Annotated in this window: 16 protein-coding genes; 4 read left to right on the top strand and 12 right to left on the bottom strand. The window is 35.1% G+C overall.

The annotated features are described in order from the left end of the window. Positions 1-6: 6 nt before the first annotated feature. Both ACSVDA_RS17365 and ACSVDA_RS17360 read left to right on the top strand, forming a co-directional pair. The gene (locus tag ACSVDA_RS17365) at positions 7-1242 is read left to right on the top strand and encodes a glutathionylspermidine synthase family protein (protein WP_485884719.1); all 1236 of its coding nucleotides are present in this window, start codon (positions 7-9) and stop codon (positions 1240-1242) included. A 22-nt stretch (positions 1243-1264) separates the two neighbouring features. Next, on the top strand, positions 1265-1660 hold the full coding sequence (locus ACSVDA_RS17360) for a DUF350 domain-containing protein (RefSeq protein ID WP_214482890.1): 396 nt from the start codon (positions 1265-1267) through the stop codon (positions 1658-1660). A 223-nt stretch (positions 1661-1883) separates the two neighbouring features. Here the strand turns inward: ACSVDA_RS17360 and ACSVDA_RS17355 are convergent, their stop codons facing one another. The 10 genes from ACSVDA_RS17355 to ACSVDA_RS17310 all read right to left on the bottom strand — a co-directional run bounded on the left by ACSVDA_RS17355 (position 1884) and on the right by ACSVDA_RS17310 (position 15213). Then, positions 1884-3074, bottom strand: a complete 1191-nt coding sequence (locus tag ACSVDA_RS17355) for a M20 family metallopeptidase (protein ID WP_485884716.1) — start codon at positions 3072-3074, stop codon at positions 1884-1886. Between the two features lie 281 nt (positions 3075-3355). Further along, the gene (gene galU, locus ACSVDA_RS17350) at positions 3356-4246 is read right to left on the bottom strand and encodes a UTP--glucose-1-phosphate uridylyltransferase GalU (protein ID WP_485884714.1); all 891 of its coding nucleotides are present in this window, start codon (positions 4244-4246) and stop codon (positions 3356-3358) included. Between the two features lie 130 nt (positions 4247-4376). Next, positions 4377-5450 (bottom strand): NAD(P)/FAD-dependent oxidoreductase, encoded by a 1074-nt coding sequence (locus tag ACSVDA_RS17345; protein WP_485884712.1) that lies wholly within the window; start codon positions 5448-5450, stop codon positions 4377-4379. Positions 5451-5454: 4 nt separating this feature from the next. Beyond that, on the bottom strand, positions 5455-7482 hold the full coding sequence (locus ACSVDA_RS17340; RefSeq protein ID WP_485884710.1) for a class I tRNA ligase family protein: 2028 nt from the start codon (positions 7480-7482) through the stop codon (positions 5455-5457). Positions 7483-7534: 52 nt separating this feature from the next. Further along, positions 7535-8857, bottom strand: a complete 1323-nt coding sequence (locus ACSVDA_RS17335) for a lysine N(6)-hydroxylase/L-ornithine N(5)-oxygenase family protein (RefSeq protein WP_485884708.1) — start codon at positions 8855-8857, stop codon at positions 7535-7537. Between the two features lie 980 nt (positions 8858-9837). Next, positions 9838-10794, bottom strand: coding sequence for an L-threonine 3-dehydrogenase (locus ACSVDA_RS17330; protein ID WP_485884706.1), 957 nt, complete (start codon positions 10792-10794; stop codon positions 9838-9840). Positions 10795-10889: 95 nt separating this feature from the next. Next, the gene (locus ACSVDA_RS17325; RefSeq protein WP_485884705.1) at positions 10890-12080 is read right to left on the bottom strand and encodes a glycine C-acetyltransferase; all 1191 of its coding nucleotides are present in this window, start codon (positions 12078-12080) and stop codon (positions 10890-10892) included. Between the two features lie 886 nt (positions 12081-12966). After that, on the bottom strand, positions 12967-13692 hold the full coding sequence (locus ACSVDA_RS17320; protein ID WP_485884703.1) for an amino acid ABC transporter ATP-binding protein: 726 nt from the start codon (positions 13690-13692) through the stop codon (positions 12967-12969). 10 nt (positions 13693-13702) lie between these two features. Further along, positions 13703-14368 carry an amino acid ABC transporter permease gene (locus ACSVDA_RS17315; protein ID WP_485884701.1) on the bottom strand — a complete coding sequence of 222 codons (666 nt, stop codon included), beginning with the start codon at positions 14366-14368 and terminating at the stop codon, positions 13703-13705. Between the two features lie 26 nt (positions 14369-14394). After that, positions 14395-15213 carry a transporter substrate-binding domain-containing protein gene (locus tag ACSVDA_RS17310; RefSeq protein ID WP_485884699.1) on the bottom strand — a complete coding sequence of 273 codons (819 nt, stop codon included), beginning with the start codon at positions 15211-15213 and terminating at the stop codon, positions 14395-14397. Positions 15214-15443: 230 nt separating this feature from the next. On the opposite strand from ACSVDA_RS17310, the gene ACSVDA_RS17305 reads away from it, so the two are divergent. After that, positions 15444-16022 (top strand): LOG family protein, encoded by a 579-nt coding sequence (locus tag ACSVDA_RS17305; RefSeq protein WP_485884697.1) that lies wholly within the window; start codon positions 15444-15446, stop codon positions 16020-16022. Positions 16023-16131: 109 nt separating this feature from the next. Here ACSVDA_RS17305 and ACSVDA_RS17300 read toward each other — a convergent pair whose 3' ends face one another. Then, positions 16132-19140: a glycosyl hydrolase gene (locus ACSVDA_RS17300; protein WP_485884695.1), complete on the bottom strand. Its 3009-nt coding sequence runs from the start codon at positions 19138-19140 to the stop codon at positions 16132-16134. Positions 19141-19786: 646 nt separating this feature from the next. On the opposite strand from ACSVDA_RS17300, the gene ACSVDA_RS17295 reads away from it, so the two are divergent. Then, positions 19787-21067 carry an MFS transporter gene (locus ACSVDA_RS17295; RefSeq protein ID WP_485884693.1) on the top strand — a complete coding sequence of 427 codons (1281 nt, stop codon included), beginning with the start codon at positions 19787-19789 and terminating at the stop codon, positions 21065-21067. Positions 21068-21397: 330 nt separating this feature from the next. On the opposite strand, the gene cdaS is transcribed toward ACSVDA_RS17295, so the two are convergent. After that, positions 21398-22018, bottom strand: coding sequence for a sporulation-specific diadenylate cyclase CdaS (gene cdaS, locus ACSVDA_RS17290; protein ID WP_485884691.1), 621 nt, complete (start codon positions 22016-22018; stop codon positions 21398-21400). Positions 22019-22180: the final 162 nt, after the last annotated feature.

The raw sequence follows: 22180 nt of genomic DNA, 5'->3' as shown, positions 1-22180 counted from the left end.
ACTACGATGAAGGAATGGGAAATTCGCAGAAGAGAATTTTACGATCGTATACCTAAGTTTTGGCCTGACATGTACGGTCAAGAATACGCATTATATGATATTCATCCTCTCACTATGGATGAAGTGGAAAACATCCGCCTTGCTACAAGTCACATTGGGAGCATCTTTTTTAAGGTTGCTCGACTATTAAGGCACGTTAATAACGAAACACTGCAGCAACTTGGGTTCCCCAATGAGTCAATTCCTTATCTTCGTCTACAAACCATCGACGTAGAAACCATCATTGCACGACTTGATCTAGTAAAAGTAGGTAGCACTTATAAGGTTTTAGAATTTAATGCTGATACACCTACCTTTATTAAAGAGCTATTCTCTATCAACGGTAAGGTATGTGATACATTCGGGTATCAAAACCCTAATCAACATGAAGAAGAACAATTAGCAAATTCTGTGCGACAGGCGATTTTCTCTAGTATTAAATATGTACAGGAGATAAGCAACCCGTATGTCGTATTTACATCCCATGAAGAAAGTGATGAAGATTTAAACACCTCACTTTACCTTCAACACTTAGCAAATATTCCTTCAAGATTCGTGCCGCTTCATAAGCTACAAATAAAAAAATCAGAAGGATTATACGATGAAAATGGACGTAAAATCGATGTGTTATATCGTCAAACATATCCTTTAGAGCATTTGGTATGTGATAAAGATGAGTTTAACAATAATATTGGGGTCATGTTACTTGACCTTGTTCGTGATCAAAAGCTTGCAATTATCAATCCACCCTCAGCATTTTTATTACAGTCCAAAGCGATTCTTGCAGCAATTTGGGGGCTACATGAGGATAAGAGTGACTTTTTTTCAAAAATCGAGCATAATCGAATATCAAAATATTTTCTCCCTACTTATTTAGAGGCAGACCCTTTAATAGCAAATGGATTAAACTATGTCAAAAAACCTTCTTTCGGACGAGAAGGAGATACTGTTGAAATATTCTCATCAAAAGGAGAAAAAATACTAGAGGATAAGAATAAGTCCTATACGAGCTCTTTGCCTGTGTACCAGCAATTAGTCGAGTTACCAACGACTAGCTTTAAAACAGTGAACGGAATGAAAGAAGGCCATATTATTATAGGTTCTTTTTTACTCCAAGGGAGCGCAAGTGCCATTGGCTATCGTGTCGGAAACAAAATAACTGATAATCTATCTTACTATTTGCCAATCGGTATTAAAAGATGAAAATGTTGAAAGGAGAACAATAATGAATTTATATTTAAATTTTCTAGCTTATGCTGGTACTGCACTATTGATGTTAATTATTGGACTTATTGTTTTTGAACTAACGACAAAGAATGAAAAATTCAAAATGATAGGACAGGGGAACAGAGCCGCAGCTATGGTCATTGGTGGTAAACTCCTTGGTATTGCCTTCGTCATTGGGTCGGCAATGGAATACTCGATCTCTATCATTGACATGATCATTTGGGGTTCAATCGGAATACTTGCACAAATCATTGCTTCCATTTTAGCTGAAGTTGTGACGATTCGATTTAGTATTAAAGAAGCCATTGATAAAGATAACCGTGCGGTTGGTACATTCTTATTATTAATGTCATTAGCAATAGGCTGGGTCATCTCCAAAGCCCTAACTTATTAAGAAAAGCGGTAGCGCCTTGATCATCCCTGACAAGCGCTGGAAGCATTTCACTTGAAGTCGCTTTTTGACTTCATGAGAAATGGTGAAGCGACTCGAGGGGATAGGCGCTAGAGCTAGAAAAATAGAACGAAGAAATGGCCACAACATGTTAAACATGTTGTAGCCATTTTTCTTTATATCAAACTAGAATCTAATAATTTCAAAAAATATTAAACAACTTTCCTTATACGTTTATGGTAGCATATTGCTCAAGGTAAGATACAGTCACTGCTCCTAGTGTTTTGGCAGCAATTAACATAGCCTCTTCATCAATATTAAACTTAGGGTGGTGATGAGGATAAGCTTTTTCCCATGTAGGGCTCTTTGCTCCTGTGAAAAAGAATGCGCCTTGTACATGTTGAAGATAATACGCGAAGTCCTCTCCTCCCATAGAAGGTTCACACGTAATAACTTCATCTACACCAGGTATATTTTTCGCAATATCCATTAAATACTGAGCTTCAGCTTGATGATTAATTACAGGAGGGTAACCTCTTGTAAAGTTAAATGTATAATCTGCACCAGAAGAAAGGCATGTTCCTTTGACGACCCTCTCTAACTCTTGTTCAATTAGATCTCTCACTGTCTCATCAAATGATCGAGCTGTACCAATTAGAACAGCAGAATCTGAAATGACGTTAAATGGATTACTCGCCTCAAAAGACCCTACAGAAATTACTGCTGATTGTAAAGGGTCTACTCTTCTAGAAACAATTTGCTGTAGATTTGTAACAAGTTGTGCTCCTATAACTACTGAGTCTTTTGTAAGGTGAGGCTCTGCCCCATGACCTCCTTTACCTTGTACAGTAATTTCAAATCTATCAGCCGCAGCCATGAGTGCACCTTCCCTACATGAAATCTGTCCGACAGGTGCAGTTGCCCATAAGTGTGTTCCAAAAATTACGTCAACACCATCAAGGCAGCCATCATTAATCATGTCAATCGCCCCTCCTGGAGCTACCTCTTCTGCGTGTTGATGAATAAAGACGATATTTCCTTGCAACTCTTCCTTCATCATATTAAACACCTTAGCTAATACTAACAATGTCGCAGTATGACCATCATGTCCGCAAGCATGCATTACTCCATCAACCTTAGACTTATATTCCACATCATTTTCTTCATGGATTGCTAATGCATCAAAATCAGCTCGAAGTGCTACTGTCTTGCCAGGTTGACCACCTCGTAACGTAGCAACAACTCCACGTCCTCCTACTTCTGTTCTAACCTCATGGCCTAAGAGCTTATGATAATTGGCAATGTATGCAGGCGTTGTTACTTCTTTAAAAGAAAGCTCAGGGTGCTGATGTAAATGTCTCCGGATTTCCACCATCTCATCATAATGATTTTTAAGAAGTTCATATAACCTTTCCATTACTTCCACCTTCTTCAATTAGTATTCATTACTTTAAGTATATATAATTCTATGGTCAAAGTGGAAGTCCCGACCACACATATTAACCTATATTTTATTCAAAATAGCACTTTCGAATTCGTATATTGCTTGTCGGTTGCCTCTTTTGTCTTTCTGCTTGTTTAATATGATGTCACCTTCTTAGTCACATTGAATATATTAGATAATCAATAATTCCAGCGCACCATTAACATTATTTATGCTATATATTACTGATCTACATTACTTGTTCTTTGTATTCTTTAGGCTTGAGGTTTTACTTTTTCCCTCTGAAGTAAATCTTCCATTATACGAATAACGGAGGACTTTATCTCTTCATTTTTCATAGAAAACTCTAACGTCGTTTGAATAAAACCTAATTTTTCACCTACATCATATCTCACACCATCAAAATCATAAGCAAAAACACGTTGTATTTCATTTAACTTTTGAATGGCATCAGTCAACTGAATTTCGCCCCCAGCCCCTACTTCCTGCTTATCCAAAAATCGAAATATTTGTGGTGTTAATATATAGCGACCCATTATTGCTAAATTTGACGGAGCTGTACCTTGCTTTGGTTTTTCAATAAATTCACTAACTTGATAACGTCGTCCATTTTTTTCTATAGGATTTATAATTCCATATTTTTCAGTCTCATGCTCTTGTACTTGTTGTACCCCTATAATTGGTGCTTCTGTTTCCTCATATTCATTAATTAACTGCCTTAAGCAAGGTGGATCTGATACGACTATGTCATCACCTAACAAAACAGCAAATGGTTCATCATTAATAAACTTCCTTGCACTCCAAATAGCATGTCCTAAACCCTTTGGTTCTTTTTGCCTAATGTAATGAATATTAGCTATATTAGATGCTGCTTGAACTTTATGAAGCAGGTCATATTTTTCCTTCTCTATTAAGCTCTGTTCTAACTCAAAAGCAGTATCAAAATGATCTTCAATTGCACGTTTACCCTTTCCAGTGACAATCATAATATCCTCAATACCTGAAGCAACTGCCTCTTCCACAATGTATTGGATAGTAGGCTTATCTACAATTGGAAGCATTTCTTTAGGCATTGCTTTTGTTGCTGGTAGAAACCTAGTACCTAAGCCTGCGGCAGGAATAATTGCTTTTTTTACAGTTTTCATCTACTGACCTTCCTTCTTTATAAGTAGTTAGTATTTTATAATATTTATTTGTTGCTTTTCGCTCAAAGATACAAATACGTATACATCTAATGTTCGAAGCACCTTTTCTTCCCTAAGAACTATAAAATATTTATTGTTCCATTTCTTTAATGAGTTCAACTGTTCTTTGTCCTACTGCTGGGGAAAGTTTATACCCTCCCCCACTCCATCCAGCTGATATTATTAAGCCTTTTAACCCAGATACTTCCTCCAAAATTCCAACTTCATTATTTGTATAACCATCAAAACTTAACCTTCCACCAGAAAAGGTGCTGTTGTCAAACCATTGAAAACGCTTCTTAGCGATCTGATTTACCTTTAATGTTTCATCATAATCCATTGCATGTACATCATCGGGGTTTATATCCCACTGATTTGTTGGATAACCAACTAGTACAAGATCATGAGTATCTGGTCTACTAAATAACTCTGTCGTATTATCAATGAAAGCTGGTTGTATCAATGCTTCTTCAGGTCTCTTAACAAATTGGATTTGGATACTTTTACTCCGAATTCGATAGTTTAGTTGAAGCTGATGTATAAAAGTTGAACTCCAAGCACCAGTAGCTAGAATAACTGCCTTAGCTTGGATAAAACCCGCTGTCGTGTTGACTCCTACAACTTTCTTATTATCAAGTACTATATCTGTGACTTCTGTGCCTTCCATTGCTATTGCTCCTAAAGATCTAGCCTCATCAATCCAAGCTTTTGTTGTTAGAACTGGATCTGCGAATCCACCTTCTGGTTCATAGGCAACTGCCCCGACTCCATCAAACGCAAGAGAGGGGAACAGCTTTTTGGCTTCATTTATTGTTAAAGCTTCAATTGAATATTCATATTGTTGTTGTAACTTTTTTACTTCATCTAACATGTAGGTAACTTGATTGTCAGGTATTAAATGTAGCAATCCTGTTTTTACGTAACCACAGGACCTACCTATTTCTTTTTCAAAGTTTTTAAAAGATGAAAAGCTTTCCATCGACATCTCCGTTAAAAGTGGATTAGAGTGGTAGACTCTTATGAATCCACCAGATTTTGCAGTTGAACCGCAAGCAAAATGATTTTTCTCTATTAACGCAGCATTATTATATCCATTTTTCGATAAATAATATAATATCGATGCACCAATGACTCCTCCACCAATTATAACTACGTCTCTTTCCATCAAATTACTTCACCTCTAATTCTCTTAGGCAATCTTTAATAGGAAGAAAAAATGTTTCCTGAGAACTAGAGATTCGTAAATTACCTTCTATTAAAGTTGGCTTATATTCCCATTTGATTGGTTCGTTTATTCCTAGACACTTCCAAAGTAGCTGTGAAAACTGTGGCATAATTGGCGCAACTAATATTGCTAATTGTTTAGCCGATGTCAGTTCTAGCGATATACTTGTTCGATAATCATCAATTAGTGAGGTAATATCACCTAAATATTGCTCGGATTCCCCAAAAGCTGAGGATTTACGAACAAACTCATTTAATAATCTAGTTACTTGCTGTGGTGAAAAGCTTTCTGCTTCATATGCCTTTGTTACTTCAGCGACAGTGGCTTTTATCATTTCATAAAAAGATAGATGCCTATCTGACCAATTACCTACGTGTGGAGTTACTCCCCCGTATTGGTGATTTACTTTATCTAATAAGTGTTGCAACCAATTTTGCCATTCATTCATTAACACTTGTTCATTCGTGTGCTCAAATTCTGATAAAGAGAAATTTGTTTGTCTATTTTCTGGACGAATGTAAGAAAGAAAAAAACGGACTTGGTCAGTTGGAATTCCCCTAAAAATTTCCTGACCCCAAATAGCGTGACCCCTACTCGTAGAAAACTTTAAATTATCTAATTGTAAAAATTCATTCGTTACAAAAACATCAGGTAAATGCATGTCAGAATCAAATGCCATATATAACGCTGGAATAAGAACTGCATAATAGAAACCATTATCAAAACCAAAAAATTGTATATTTTTCGATTGATCATTTTTCCATATCGTTTTCCAACTGTCATTTGTCTCATATTCCTTTAAGCACTGATCGGTTGCAGCCAAATAACCTGGTGCCATTTCAAACCAAACGTACAATATTTGATCATTATACGTATCTAACGGTACTGGTATTCCCCAATCTGAAATATGGGTAATTCGAATGTCAGGTAACCCCTCTAATATTAGCTTTTCACAAAGCGAACGTAGATGTGAACCCATCGTAACTTTTTGATAGTACTCACGTAGCTGATTATTATAATTTTGAAGAGGAAAGTATAAATGCTTTGTCATTTTTATTGATGGAGTATGATCACACTGCTTACACTTTACATCAACCATATCTGTACAATCATTCGGTTGACCACACTTTTCACACCCATTTCCATCACTGCTTTCTAAACAATGAGGACAATTCCCCTTGACATGAGCACCATATAAATAACAATTACAAAATTCACAAAATAAGGATGGTACTTCCTTTTCAATTAACTTACCTTGGTTATATAGTTTCATAAAAAATTGTTGGATAAAGTTTTTATATTCAACAGAATGGTTTGGTCGGTAAAAATTATCCATTTTTATCGATGCTAAAGAAAAAGTATCTTCTATAACCTTCCCAAAAGAATCAGCTACTTCTTTTGGGGATCTTTTGAGCTGATCTGCTTTAAGGGGAACATAACTTTGAAAATCATCTGTCCCGCTTATATAATGGCTCTTAAGTTCTTGTAGTTTCAAAAATCGATTATAAATATCTGCTCCTAAATACGGACCAGATAGATGACCAAGGTGTAAATCACCATTAGGTGTTGGTGGAGGGGCAGTAATTAACGTCTTATGCGCATTATTTTGAGGACCTGTATCGAACGCTTCCTCTAGTAGTTTACTATCTTCCCACCATACTGCCAAAAATGTTAAATCTTTATATTTCGTATTATTTCTTAAAGAGTGCGTACTAAAAGCATTTAAATAAATGACGTCCCCACTCTCAACTTCTGCTATCTCATCATCAACTTCAATAACTCCGCAACCATCTAATATATAAAATAATTCGCCTTCATGGTGATTATGTGGTTCAGAAGAATGGCCTGGTTTAATAACACAATATGAAGAACCAAAAGGAGGGTCAGGAACATTCTCCCAAGCAGCAATTCTTTTACAAAGTATGCCATACTCGTGAGCAAACTCATTTTCGTTAAGCTTTTGTATATTCAAATTTGTTGCCTCCCAATTATTTTAGTTTTCCTGCTTCATAATCGGATTATTGTTATTCTACAAAACTATTAAGCTGTAAACTATTTAATATTTCACCAGTTCTAAAAGGTAAAATTGATAATAATGTGTCACTTAAACCATTATTTTGTTCATTAAAACCCTGCACATAAATTGATGGTGACAAGGAGTCTTTAACAACTAATTTATGGTCTCTATCTACCATGACTTGGCCTTTCTCGTCTTTTTCAATATATTCAGTAATACCATCTATTAGTGATGGAATTTTTCTTTGATAGCCAGTTGCTAAAAATATGCCATCAGCTGATATCTCTTCAAATTCATTTTTCATATTTAAAAACTCACCAACTAGATCCTCGCCTTTTTCAACAATATTTTTCAAATCCATAAATGGTTTTATTTCACATCTGTTTGAACCAGATAATTTTTGAATATATATCATTTTATAAATATCCTTAATTAATTGCGCATCTACTACAGCATAATTCGTATTTTGATGTTCTTCTAAAAAAGATGATCTTTGCTCAGGTGTTAAATTGTTAAGAAAATCTACCATTGAATGATGGTATAACTCGTTTACAAAAGGGCTATCATCTGTTTGCCTATATGCATAGTTTTTAAAAGCAGCAGTTACATGGGCATTTTTATAATGATTCATTAAATAATAAAAGATTTCTGCTGCACTTTGACCAGATCCCACTACTACAAAACGATATGGCTTATTTGTATCTGGATAGTTTTCTTTTAGTTTATAAAGAAACTGGTTTGAATGAATAACTTTATGAGTGTTTAGTTCGAGATGTTCTGGAATGTTTGGTTTACCACCAGTAGCAACTATAATATTTTTTGCTAAAAACTCTGTAACATCTCCAGTCTTTAAGTTTTCTGTAGTCATTTTAATATATTTAATTCTATGATTTTTTTCTTCACCATACGGCTCAATTCTACTGACATTTGTTCCATAGTGTACTTGACTAGCAAAGTGACCTGCTACCCAACGAAAATAATCATTATATTCTAACCTTGTTGGGTAAAAATCTCGTAAATTAATAAAATCATTTAAACGATTTTGTACTTTTAAATAGTTTAAAAATGAAAAATAACTTTGTGGGTTTCTTAAGGTTACTAGATCCTTTAAAAAAGAAACTTGTAACTGCATTCCGTCTATTAACATATTAGGGTGCCATGCAAAATGATCTTTACCTTCAAAAAACACACTAGAAAAATTGCTATCAGATTCCTCAAGTGCTATAGCTAAAGCAAGGTTTGATGGCCCAAAACCTATTCCTGCAATATCAACAACAGGCATATTATCAATTATTTCATTTGCTTCCTCTTTCATGACAACCTCTTCCACACAAATCCCCCCAGATTTATATAATTCAAATCTACTAATACAATATATGTCTTGTAGTGGTAATTATGCCCACATAATTAGAATTAATTGTATATTCATGACTGTTTTAATTAATAGATAGACTGTTTTAACAGTAATAATAGTGATAAAGTGAATTTAACTTTATCTATTATTTTCAAAGTAAGTAATGTTCAAGTCGAATGTAGTTTAGTAGATTTTAAATGGCCTATAAAAGTGACCGTAGACATGATTAATTTCGAAGACACGAAATTCCTTTAATGAGGAATATAGTAAAATGCATCACATTAGACTTTTATATTTTGTTAAATATCTTGCTAATAGATTCCCCCTTAAAATAAATTATCCATTAAGAAATGGTATGGAAATAATAGTGACTAAATTAATATATAAGATTATATTTAATTGTTAATTAGTTTATGCTATATATATCTCATTAACTTATGTAAAAACATAGATAGAAGCATTGATGCTAGTATAGTTCCATAGACACAGCTTCATTATGTCCTAAAACAGTATATGGAAAGATTTTGTGTATAATGATGGGGGAAAATACGGATAAAAAGCCATGATGACTATTAAAGTTCTTTATCGTTCTAGTAGACGAAGAATTTAAAGTGAAGTAATGGTTGATAAATAGATTTAAAAGTTTTCTTTTTTGAGTAAGAGTATCGTGGCAGCTGATGATCTTTTCAACAGGCTGTTTTGCCTTAATTGTTGCTTTTCGTTCTAACTTATAAGCACGTCGGTATCTTCCCTGTTTCGAAATACTCACCATTCTGTTCGTTTTAAGTAAAAATTACAACAAAGTTTACTAACAGAACCTATCAAAGTGAAATAGCAAATGCACCTTAGCTAATTCTTTAAAAAAGGCTATTCCCGCAAATAAGAAAAAATAAAAATAGACATCTCATTTATGTTAAGATGTCCAGTTTTCATACTTTTGTTTTTTAATACGAATCTTATACGTTAACTAATTGCTTTTTTTTTAGCTTTTCCAACATATCTACTGTCATTTTTTCTAAGTCATAATTCACACTAAAATCCCATTCATCCTTAGCAGCCGAGCAATCAATGGCATTAGGCCAACTATCTGCTATTGATTGTCTGACAGGATCAACATCGTAGTATAGCTTGAATTCTGGAATATGTTGTTGAATAGCTACCTCTAGATCCTCAGGTGCAATGCTCATTGCAGATACATTAAAAGAATTTCGATGCTTAAGACGTGTTGGATCGGCCTCCATTAATGCAATAATTGCATGAACAGCATCTGCCATATACATCATATCCATATATGTTCCTTTATTAATAAATGAAGTATATTGCTTCTTTTCAATTGCTTGATAGTAAATATCGACTGCATAATCAGTTGTTCCTCCCCCAGGTGGAGTCATATAAGAAACTAACCCTGGAAAACGTAGACCTCTCGTATCAACTGCAAACTTATGATAATAATAATCACATAATAATTCACCAGATACTTTATTTACACCATACATTGTTGTTGGTCTTTGAATGGTGTCCTGTGGTGTTTGTTCTTTTGGCGTGTTCGGTCCGAAAGCACCAATTGAGCTTGGAGTAAAAAATTGACACCCTAGTTCCCTAGCTACTTCTAAAGCATTAACAAGCCCACCCATATTAAGATTCCATGCAAGTAATGGCTTTGATTCAGCAGTAGCTGACAGCAAAGCTGCCAAGTGAATAATCGTATCTACTTCATATCCTTTAGCTAAATCATACATTTTCTTATCGTCTGTTACATCAAGAATCTCAAATGGACCTAAGTGTACTACTTCACTATCAATGTTTCTTATATCGGTTGCAATGACGTTGTTCGCCCCATAAATATCGCGCATTTTCATAACTAACTCGGAACCGATTTGACCTAATGCACCAGTAACCATGATTTTTTTCATCTTACATCCCCCAAATCGTTTTGATATGGAGTTTCTCAAGGGTATCATGCTATAGCTACTCTCCCTTGTTCTTCTCCGCCTTTTGTACCGAACTATTAGAGAACAGCTAATTCTTTTCCTACTTTTTCAAATATACTAATCGCTTGATCTAACATTTCCTTCGAATGTGCTGCTGTAGGCATATTACGAATCCTTCCCGTTCCCTTTGGTACTGTCGGAAAAACAATTGACTTAGCATATACACCTTCTTCATTTAATCTCTTACTAAATTGTTGAGTTTTCACTTCATCGCCGATGATTACTGGGGTTATTGGTGTTTCACTATGACCAATATCAAACCCTAAGTTGCTAAGACCTTCTTTCAAATAATCTCCATTTTCCCATAGTTTATCCTGTAATTCCGTATTACTCATTAATATATCAATGGCTTTCGTACATGCTGCTACATCAGCTGGAGTTAAAGCAGTTGAGAATAGAAATGGTCTACTTCTTACTTTTAGCCAATCGATTAAATCTCTTTTCCCTGCTACGTAACCACCTACAACACCAATGGCCTTTGACAGCGTACCAATTTGAAAATCTACTTTATCAGATAAACCAAAATGCTTAACTGTTCCCGCACCTTTCCCTAGAACACCAGAGCCATGGGCATCATCTACATATGTAATCAGGTCAAATTCTTCAGCTATTTCAACTATTTCAGGTAATTTTGCAATATCTCCGTCCATCGAAAATACGCCATCTGTAATGACCATAATTTTGTTATAAAGTCCAGATTCTTTCGCTTCCTTTGCCTTTTGACGCAAATCATCCATGTCAGAATGATTAAAACGAATAATTTTTGCTTTTGAAAGACGGCATCCGTCAATAATAGATGCATGATTTAGCTCATCAGACAAAATCGCATCATTCTTATCCATTACAGCTGAAATTGCTGCCATATTACAATTAAACCCGGACTGGTAAGCAATTGCTGCTTCTGTATGTTTAAATTGTGCTAACTCTTCTTCCAGCTTAACGTGCAAATCCATCGTTCCATTTATCGTTCTGACTGCACCTGCACCTACGCCATACTCTTCAATCGTTTTTATAGCAACTTCCTTCAATCGTTCATCAGTCGCTAAGCCTAAATAATTATTAGAAGATAAGTTAATCAATTCTCTTCCAGCAATTTTGATGATCGGCCCATTCGGACTTTCTATTGGATCTATGACATTATATAGTCCGTTGTTTTTTAAATCCTCTAAGTTATTTTGTAAAAAAGAAGCTAAAACATGACTTGACATGGCTCAATCCCTCCAATATGTTATCTTGTTTCCATTTCATATTTGTGGTAAGTTGTCATCTAAAGAAAAACAGTTGTCCTTGTGAAAAATACATATATATTTTTTGAAACGTTATAAAACAGGGTTATTTAATTGATATTCTATCATACATTATATTATATGTTTATATATCATGGACAAATTCTAAAAATTATTTTTCTTTTTCGTCGTTTTCACATTAGTTATTCTTGTTCTGCTAGGCTCTTTTTGTAAACTTTGTTATTAAAAATGGAAAGTAAGATAGGGCCTGATCATAAAAAGATAATAAAAAGTAGAAAAGACGCCACGTACACTAGATGTATACGTGCTTATATCTTAGTACGAAAAGGAACAATTCGTGCGAAAACAGCCTTCTAATAAAAAAACTCAGTTTATTATGCATTTCATCTTTTTTACAATATTCAGTAATGCGGCTTGAATAAAGCCTCTCATTACTCCAATAGATAGTAAAATTGCAACATAGTTGCGACCGACAACGACGTTCTTATTGACATATACCTGACAATATATATATTGGTAAGAAATAGTCTTTTTCATACAAGAGATTATATGGCGTAGGTTCTTTCATGTTTTTTCTTGAGGATACTTTCGCATTGAAAAAAGCCCGAAAAACTAGCCTCCCAACACCATTTCTTCGTTTTAAAAACCCCTCGTGCTGCTCTATGTGCTGTCCATAGCACAAAGTTAATGATCCGAGCTTTAAGAAAAACATTAACAGCTTCTTAACAAATATGACACTCTCACATCTACGTAACATAATTTACCGTAACAGTTGTTATGCAATATCATGAAAATATTAGTCCTTCAAATTAAAATACTACAAGGGATAACCCTTGTAGTATGGTCATTATCTATTTACAAGCTTTAAAAATTGCTTCGTGCGCTCATGTGTTGGATTTTCAAAGAAATCTTTTGGATCAGCCGCCTCAATTATTGTTCCTTCGTGTAGCATAACAATTCTGTCTGCTACGTCTCGTGCAAAATTCATTTCATGGGTTACAATCACCATTGTCATTCCTTCTTTGGCAAGGTTTTTTATTACTTGGAGTACTTCTCCCACGAGCTCAGGATCGAGTGCAGAAGTGGGCTCATCAAACAACATTGCCTTTGGTTTCATAGCAAGTGACCTTGCAATTGCGACACGTTGCTTTTGACCACCTGAAAGCATGTGAGGATACGCATGGGCTTTGTCCTGTAGTCCAACTTTTTCTAACAACGCTAAACCTTCTTGTATAGCTTCGCTTTTATCAACTTTTTTTACAATTATAGGTGCTTCAATAATATTTTCGATAACTGTTTTATGTGGAAATAAATTAAAATGCTGAAAAACCATCCCTACCTTCTCTCTCACCTTAGACAAATTGTCTTTTTCGGGAAATATTTTCTTATTATCAATTAATATTTCTCCACTATCAATTGTCTCCAAGAAATTAAAACACCTAAGTAATGTACTTTTTCCAGAACCACTAATTCCAACTAAAACTACTACCTCTTGAGGCTTAATGTATAGATCAATACCTTGCAACACTTGAAGATCACCAAATGATTTATACACATTTTTGGCCATTAGCATTGTTTATCATTCACCTCACTTTTTCAACGTCGACTTTGTTTTCGACAACATGTAATAAATAAGTAAAAATCATAACTAACACTAAATAATACAACCCGGCAACAAAGAATGCTTCAAACTGTTGGAATGATTGTGCTGCCTCCATATTTGCTAAAGAATAGATCTCAGCAACTCCAATGACATATACTAGTGAGGAATCTTTTAGACAAATAATAAATTGATTTCCAAGTGGTGGTATCGATCGCTTAAATGCTTGAGGAAAAATAATTCGATACATACTTTGCGTTCTTGTCATCCCTAAAGAGCTACTTGCTTCGCGTTGCCCTTTATCAATGCTTTGAATGGCTCCCCGAAATATTTCAGCTATATACGCACCATTATGAATAGCTAGTGCGATTGACCCTGCCCAAAATCCTGATAAAACAATAAGTGAAGAGATACCAAAATATAAAAAAGAGATTTGCACAATTAAAGGGGTGCCTCGAATAAGTGTAATATATATTGAAGCAATTGTTTGCAATATCTTAGATTGAGAGATTTTAAAGAAAGCAAAAACGATACCTAGCAATGAGCCTAGTGTAAGACCAACGACTGTTAAACGTATAGTCATCCAGCTAGCTTCAATAAATCCCGAAAATGTTCTTAGAAACATATCAATAATATCGATTGTCCACATCCCCTTTCCACATCATAAATCTACTATTATTTATATATTTCAACTCCTTCAAGATTGACATCTAATAGATTCGTACCAAAAAAATCATTTGAAATGTCTACATACGTTCCGTCCACAACAATTTCTTCTAACACTTCATTTAAAGCTTCCAACAATTCTTCGTCATCTTTACGAACCGCAATACCGATGCGTTCCACCCACAACCGGTCTCCAGCCTCTTTAATAGTTAAACCTGCTGCTTGAGCTTCAAAGCCAACGATTGAATCAGTAATAACCGCATCAAGACGACCTTTCACTGTTAAATCATTGAGCGCTGTAACGTCACTGTTATAATACTTTATATCATCAGTATACTGCTGAGCAGCTTCATCATATGTGCTTTGTGCCACTACCCCTATACGCTTCCCTATTAAATCATCCGCTGATTTAATTTCATTATTGTCTACTGACACAAAAACTGTACCACCAGAATAATAATATGGGTCTGTAAAGTTAACTTGTTTTAATCGATCATCTGTAATAGCCATACTTCCTAAAATAATGTCAAATTTTTCTCCTTTTAAACCTTGCAATATTGTTTCCCATGGTGTTGTAACAGGATTTGGCTCAAGTCCAAGCTTTTCTGCTAGCACATAACCAATCTCAACATCAAATCCTTTTAATTCTCCATTTTCTGAGTAGTTAAAAGGTTTATACAAGCCGCTACTAGCCCACGTTAGTTTTCCTTTTTCCACTAAGTCAAAATTATGATCTACACCACTGCTGTTGGTAGTTTCGTTCGTTCCACAAGCTGTAGAAAATATCACTACTAAAAGCAACATTAATACAATATAACGCTTTCTCATTGTACCTCTCCTCAATTTTTATTTTTTTCTATCAACCACTTACCGCTACGCTTGTCCTACTCTTTGGCTGTATACCTTCATACGACAACATACTGGCTATAAAAGGCATTTTTCATCTTATTTCCAATAGTATGTTTAGAATTTTATACTTATTCATTCCAAACAAATATTATTTAGATGTAGTATAGTAGAATTACAATAGTTTCTATTTTGGAGTTGGAGTTGAAAAAATGAAATCGATTTGTGTATTTGCAGGTTCGAATGTTGGTGGAAGTGATGAATATTTACAAAAGGCACAAACTTTAGGTAAAATAATAGGCCAAAATGGCTACAGACTTATATATGGTGGCTCTAAAATCGGCTTAATGGGTGAGGTTGCAAATGCAGCATTATCCCATGGGGGAGAAGTTGTTGGAATTATGCCATCTGGTTTATTCAGAGGTGAGATGGTGCATCAACAATTAACAGAGTTCATTGAAGTAGATAGCATGCATGAACGAAAAGCAAAAATGGGAGAACTAGCTGACGGATATATCGCATTACCAGGTGGACTCGGTACTTTTGAAGAATTATTTGAAGTTCTATGCTGGGCGCAAATAGGTATACACGAAAAACCTATAGGTTTATATAATGTAAACGGCTATTTTGATCCATTAGTCGAAATGGTCAAGCACAGTGTTCAGGAAGGGTTTTCTAATGACTCACATTTAGACTTAATGATTAAATCAGCGAATGCTGAAACGTTAATCGATACGATGCAAAACTATACAAGACCAATATTGAAGAAAAAATGGAAGCAGCTTGATTAATTAAGTAAGTATTTCATCCAATAAAATGATGCGTATGTTAACTTTTTGCTATTAGAAAGGGGGATCAGTCTAAATTTGACTGATCCCCCCTTCAAGAAAATATTATTTTTTAATGTGTATACTCATACCAAGGAGAATCATACGCTAATTGGCTTTTTTCGTACGTATAAAAGAAGTTGATTGAGTCTCCTGCTTGTAATCCACTAACAGTGTACTCCCAATTTTCTCCGTTTTTCACGGCTCTTACATTTTGTTGTACCTCATCATTAACCTTGTAATGGAAATCTACAAATGCAGATGATCCTGCGTTAGGTGTAAAAATAAACTTAGCATTTTGCCCATCATTAATCATTTCAATTGTATAATCATCTGCGGTAATGACATTACTATCATCAACAGGATCAGTAGGATCAACAGGATCATTAGTGAATGTCAACCAATTTAAGTTACCTATTCCTGCATCAGTTTCACCTTTGAATACTACATATAAGTCATGGATACCTGTAGCATTTGTAATAACATCAGTGTTTGTTACCCAGTTTTGCCATCCACCTGTAGGTGTAATGCCTACTGTACCTATTAACTCTCCATCTACACTATCAAGCCTTAATTCAATCGTTCCTCCAGTTGATTCTGTAGCTACCCTTGCTTCTACACCAGTAGCACCATTCCCAAAATCAACACGATTAAATACTAGATAGTCTCCATTATCAATCCAACCTACGTTTAAGCCGCCCCCTACATCAGTCGTCTGCTCAGTTTCAATGCCACTCATTGAAGTGAATTGCTCTGCTTCAATTTGGTCAAAAGCATTAATAACTGGATCGTCCCCTGGGTTATCCCCTGGATCTGTAGTTCCTGTTCCGTTACCAACATTAAATTGATGTGGTTCCACAGTTACTGTCGCTCCATCTGAGAATGTCACTGTTTTTACTGAATCTGTCATATTATAAACGACATACGTTTTTACATTACCTTTCGTAAAGACTGCATAGATTGGATAATCTGCTGTAATGGTAGGGTCTGCATTTCCTAATGCATTTAAATTGTGAATCCAGTGATACGTATTTGCCTTAGAATTTCCAGCCTCTGGTTCAAATATATCCTCTCTAGCATTAAACTGTCTTATTGCATCATCAGGGTTCTCAATGGCACGATACATCCAAATAAGATCTTCCCAAACATTCCAATCTTCGCCGCCATTTTCAGCTACTAGTGCATCGTAATTTCGTTTCGTATATTCTGGATATTGTGTCAAATATAATGAAGCTCCTGTAATAGGTAGCCAGTTAATACCGTGAACTTCCTCTGGATTATTCGTCCACCATACTGCATCACCGACAGTTTTTCCTCCCCAAACCATACTAGCTGTTTCTCTAGTAAATCCTGGGTCATGATTTTCTCCTGTAACATCAAACCAATATTCATTAATGGCATTCATTTCAGTCGTAAATAAGTAAATACCTAAATCACGTAATTCCTTATTGTCTGTAGCTTCTCCCCAAAGAATGAGACCAGCCCAAGCATTCATCGCTTCTGATGATGATTCATTGTTGTTACCATCAAAGAATTTAGCATGACCAGAAGCCCAAGTATGCCCCGCATACATATCAAAATTTCTTAAAAATGGAAACGTTTCATCATTGCGATCCGCGTTTGCAATATCTCTAATTAACAGCTCGATCATTTGTCCCCACTGGCTATTACTAGCCCAGTTTTTATCAACACGTGCTATTTCTGCAGCAGCTTTAATAAAATATCCGTAATGGAAATGGTGATCATTCATTTCTTCAACTGACCCAAAACTGTCTGGATATCCTAACAGCGTACCCCAATTATCATTGTAATAAAATAGGCGCTCGTTGTTTAAATTGCCACTTTGATCACTTGCTGTTAACCAATCCTCTAAGCCAGTTTTCATTTCTTGGCGGAATTGATTAGCAGCATCTGTATCACCAACTTGCTCAGCAATTGGCGCAAGTGTTGCAAGTTCACCTAAACGTTTACCATACCAATACGTATCAGTTGACGAGTCAACTTCAGTTTGTGCCTCATCTATATAACTTGCTAATGTTGCCTTATCATATGTCCCTAGATCAGGTAATGATGGTAATACACCATTAAAAGCCATTGTTGTCTTGAATGAACTACCTTCTGCAACCTTCATCGTCCCACGAACTGAATCAAATGTATAGTCTAACAATGGTTGATTTGTATTTTTCCATTGGTGTGGGTATAAAGCGAATATCGTCCCCTCATTAGAACCTTCTTTTGCCTCTGTTACAAAGTTGTACGTTGTTTCTACCTCACTTGTTGACTCATTATAAGACCAGTCAACCTTTGTATCTACAACATGAGAGTATGCATACTGTTCAAATTTCTTTAAAGTTTCTAAAGAATTATCAGGTAAAACAGCTATAGAAAAGTAATTCTTACCATTTAGATGATTTGTTAACGTCTTTGTGTCTAAACCTGACCACGTTGAACCAGTTGGACCAAATAGGGCATAATGACTACCTTTTTCAGTTGTAATTCCTAGCACATTACTATTTGCATCACCATACCAAACGGTTGGCGGAATAGAAGGGAGTGTAATTTTCGGGTCGCCCCCTTCATAGGTCGCATAAACAAACGGTGAACCATGACCATACGTAACGTTTAAAACGTTTGATCCACTTTTGGATTCATTCGTGACAAACCAATCACTAAAACCATCAACTTTCGTATCTCCAAATGAGCTTGTTCCAGAATGCCCAAGAACAAAATCATCTATATCATTCATCCAACCTTTCGTAAATCCTCCTAAGCCTTCTATATTATTGCTAGGGTTATAGATTCGAAGTCCAGCTGATTCATTAATCATGGCTAACGGATGAGGATATTGCGCGTCAGAATATTGCACCCATGCAGTTGAGCTCCACCAATCATTTGTTGGCATCGCTCCAGTTATGTTTGAAGTCTTATAAATCGTTTCTTGTACATCAGATACATTACTAGGCTTGACGGTCGAATAGCTTCCCGCACCAGCATTAACTTCCCCTGAAAACGCTTTCGTAGATGGGGAAAATAAAGAACCTGTAAGGAGTGTTACTGAAGCAATTGTAAGCAACTTTTTCATACTTTTTCTCCTTTTCGAATAAATTTATCCCTGTTTCGTAATGGGGATATGTTTAGAATAAACGAGAAAAATTACTACTACAATAGGAATATACATGTATTTATTGTAACAGAATTGTAACACTGGACTAGCATACATACAGATAAAAAGACCTACTTTTTTTGCATTATCTTACTGTTTTTCAAAACATTTGATTAGTTTAGTAATACATGGTTTAGCGAAACACTTTCGTTTTAACAGACTTCTAAGAAGATAAAAGTTTCATACCAACTCATTTTCTGATCATAAACCAAATTTACTAGATCCGTTACCTTATTAAATCTACTAATATGTTAGTAAATATTTCAATTTATAGCTCAATCATCTCCAAGTCTTCATGTTATACTTCCATGTATAAGTTACAACATGATATCCTTATTTTAGGAAAAACACTATTCATACTTTACCTTTTACATAGAGTTCACAATAAGAATATAAACACATATACATTTAACGCTTTTGGCTTCTTTTCTACTTAATAAGAGCCTTTTATTTGTTTCTCACCGTCTCGGTCTAGGGACTGAGCTACAACCAATCAACAGACTGTTACAATACGTCCTTTTATCAAATATACTGATCCTAAAGAAAAAACGATAAGGAGAAAAAAATGAAAAAGACTTTTGCCGTTTTTAAAAACCGTAATTATACGAAAGTGTTTTTTGCACACCTTACTTCTCAAATGGGTTCGGTAATTGGTTTGACAGCTTTTCTATTTTACTTATTAGATCGCTTCTCAAATCAACCTGCCTATGCCACAATCAATGAAATGATGTATTCTCTTCCAACATTAGTAGTATTTTTTTTCGTTGGTGTATTAGCTGATCGCATGGATCGGAAAAAAATAGCCATATACAGTGATTGGATTCGAGCTATATTATCAGTTTTTTTCCTGGCTTCAATATGGGTGGGGTGGATGCCACTTATTTTTTCAATACTATTTTTAAGAAGTGCTGTATCAAAATTCTTTATACCTGCAGAAACGGCTATTATTCAAGGAATTTTACAAGAGGATGAATATACAACGGCTGCTGGATTAAATCAAATGCTCGGTAGCTTATTTATGTTATTTGGAAATGGACTTGGAGCTATAGCTTATTGGACAGTAGGAATTGAAGGTGCAATTATCGTTGACTGTATATCGTTCATCATAAGTGCAATACTTCTTCACACATGTAATATTCCAGAATCAGTACGATTACCTAATGGAAAGCATACGATTAAAGACTTGCAAATTAAAATGATTGTTAAAGACTTCAATTCAGGCTTACGCTATATTTTTGGGAATCGACTACTAGTTTCCTTAGTAATTGGCTTTCTCATCTTTGGGATCATTAATGGTGGCTTTTCCGTTATGCAAGTATTTATACTTAAATATAAATTAGCACCTGACACGTACGAAGAAATGGCCGTAATCTCAGGAATTGTATTTGGCGTTGGGGTTTTAATTGGAAGTGTCGTCGCCTCCATTGCAGCGCAAAAATTCAAGCTATATCAGATGATGATCTTTGGATTGTTATTTGGTGGTTTATTTATTGTCATGGCAGCATATGCAACAAACCTTGTACTGTTTTTCTCAATTATGTTCATTGTAGCCTTAAATATACCAATGATTAATATAGCAATGGGTGGTTGGCTTCCTAAAATTGTAGATCCAAAGATGATGGGAAGGGTGCAGGGCTGGATTGACCCATTAATGATGTTTTCTCAAACGATTACTTTGGGTGTTATTGCTGTAACTTTCCCAGCAATTATTACCGTTGAAGGTTTATATTGGCTCGTTGGTATTTGTGTCTTAGTAGTAGGAATTTATTACGCGGTTACATTACCTAAGTTTGACAGGGAACAAACAACAATTACTGCTAATGAAGGTGTAAAAGAGCACGGCTAAATGTAAAGACACATTTTTAAAACCCCAGTTTCTTCTTGAGCTGGGGTCTTTATATTGGCTATTTTCGCATTGATTGTTGTTATACGTTCCAAAATATAAGCACGTATACATATAGTGACCTGGGTATCTTTCCTTATTAAGCTCTAATAAAACTCACCATATTTTCCATTATTAATAAAAATGCTGAAAATTTTACTAAAAGAGCCATATATTTTTCGCTAATTTTTTTCAATTTCATCGTTATTCGTAGCATCGTATCCCTACTCTTCATTTTAAGAGATGATAGGTGTAAATTAAATCATAATAATAACAAATAAAAGCAATATCCTGCTACAGTGATTTCGCATTAGCGATAGGATAGAGATGTCCTCCAATAGTAAATGATATGTTCCCTGATTCTTCAGAAACAATTAAAACTAACGCATCACACCTCTCCGTTAAACCAAGCGCTGCCCTATGGCGTGTCCCTAATTTGCTTTTGCCTATATAGTGATTTGAAAGCGGGAGAACATTGGCTGCCGAAACAATTTGATTTCCATGAATAATTACAGCACCGTCATGAAGTGGATTTCCTGGAAAGAAAATAGATTCTAATAACGAGGAGGTCAGTTGAGCCTCAATTGGTATATTAGATTGAATAAACGAACTAAGAGGATCTTGGCGCTGTACAACAATTAAGCCGCCATGTCGACGGTCCGACATATGTTGAATACTAAGTGAAATATCTTCATATTTATCAGTATAAGAGGATAAATAACAATTTAAATAAAATGATGCTGCGTTCATTTCAATCTGTACAAAACTTTTTTTAATATCTTCTAACTCTCCTAACAAACATTTTTTATCATCATCAATTGACTTTAAACTTTCCTCTAAGTTAGTTATTACCTGCTTCATATCTGCCTTCAACTGTTGTTTCATAGGTGAAAAATCACATTCAACATTTTTCATAACTACTCAGCCCCAATCTCCATCTCTCTATCATAATTTCGTTTATTAGCATTAGTTTTATTCAATTCGACATATTTATCCTCATAAAATGGATTCATATAGCATCATTGACATTTATCTCAACTCTAATATGTTCTATTGCAAGATGTAATTAAGAAAGGC

The organism is Cytobacillus sp. Hm23, assembly GCF_051842895.1.
GTDB lineage: Bacteria > Bacillota > Bacilli > Bacillales > SM2101 > Nanhaiella.
The sequence above is the reverse complement of the archived record's forward strand: the minus strand, read 5'-3'. Positions and strand labels throughout refer to the sequence as shown.

What these genes read in the sequence shown, in the direction of transcription:
- ACSVDA_RS17330 (WP_485884706.1), bottom strand. Translation starts at nt 10,794, where the DNA reads ATGAAAAAAATCATGGTTACTGGTGCATTAGGTCAAATCGGTTCCGAG.
- cdaS (WP_485884691.1), bottom strand. Translation starts at nt 22,018, where the DNA reads ATGAAAAATGTTGAATGTGATTTTTCACCTATGAAACAACAGTTGAAG.
- ACSVDA_RS17300 (WP_485884695.1), bottom strand. Translation starts at nt 19,140, where the DNA reads ATGAAAAAGTTGCTTACAATTGCTTCAGTAACACTCCTTACAGGTTCT.
- ACSVDA_RS17320 (WP_485884703.1), bottom strand. Translation starts at nt 13,692, where the DNA reads ATGCTAATGGCCAAAAATGTGTATAAATCATTTGGTGATCTTCAAGTG.
- ACSVDA_RS17305 (WP_485884697.1), top strand. Translation starts at nt 15,444, where the DNA reads ATGAAATCGATTTGTGTATTTGCAGGTTCGAATGTTGGTGGAAGTGAT.
- ACSVDA_RS17295 (WP_485884693.1), top strand. Translation starts at nt 19,787, where the DNA reads ATGAAAAAGACTTTTGCCGTTTTTAAAAACCGTAATTATACGAAAGTG.
- ACSVDA_RS17360 (WP_214482890.1), top strand. Translation starts at nt 1,265, where the DNA reads ATGAATTTATATTTAAATTTTCTAGCTTATGCTGGTACTGCACTATTG.
- ACSVDA_RS17325 (WP_485884705.1), bottom strand. Translation starts at nt 12,080, where the DNA reads ATGTCAAGTCATGTTTTAGCTTCTTTTTTACAAAATAACTTAGAGGAT.
- ACSVDA_RS17345 (WP_485884712.1), bottom strand. Translation starts at nt 5,450, where the DNA reads ATGGAAAGAGACGTAGTTATAATTGGTGGAGGAGTCATTGGTGCATCG.
- galU (WP_485884714.1), bottom strand. Translation starts at nt 4,246, where the DNA reads ATGAAAACTGTAAAAAAAGCAATTATTCCTGCCGCAGGCTTAGGTACT.
- ACSVDA_RS17315 (WP_485884701.1), bottom strand. Translation starts at nt 14,368, where the DNA reads ATGTGGACAATCGATATTATTGATATGTTTCTAAGAACATTTTCGGGA.
- ACSVDA_RS17355 (WP_485884716.1), bottom strand. Translation starts at nt 3,074, where the DNA reads ATGGAAAGGTTATATGAACTTCTTAAAAATCATTATGATGAGATGGTG.
- ACSVDA_RS17365 (WP_485884719.1), top strand. Translation starts at nt 7, where the DNA reads ATGAAGGAATGGGAAATTCGCAGAAGAGAATTTTACGATCGTATACCT.
- ACSVDA_RS17310 (WP_485884699.1), bottom strand. Translation starts at nt 15,213, where the DNA reads ATGAGAAAGCGTTATATTGTATTAATGTTGCTTTTAGTAGTGATATTT.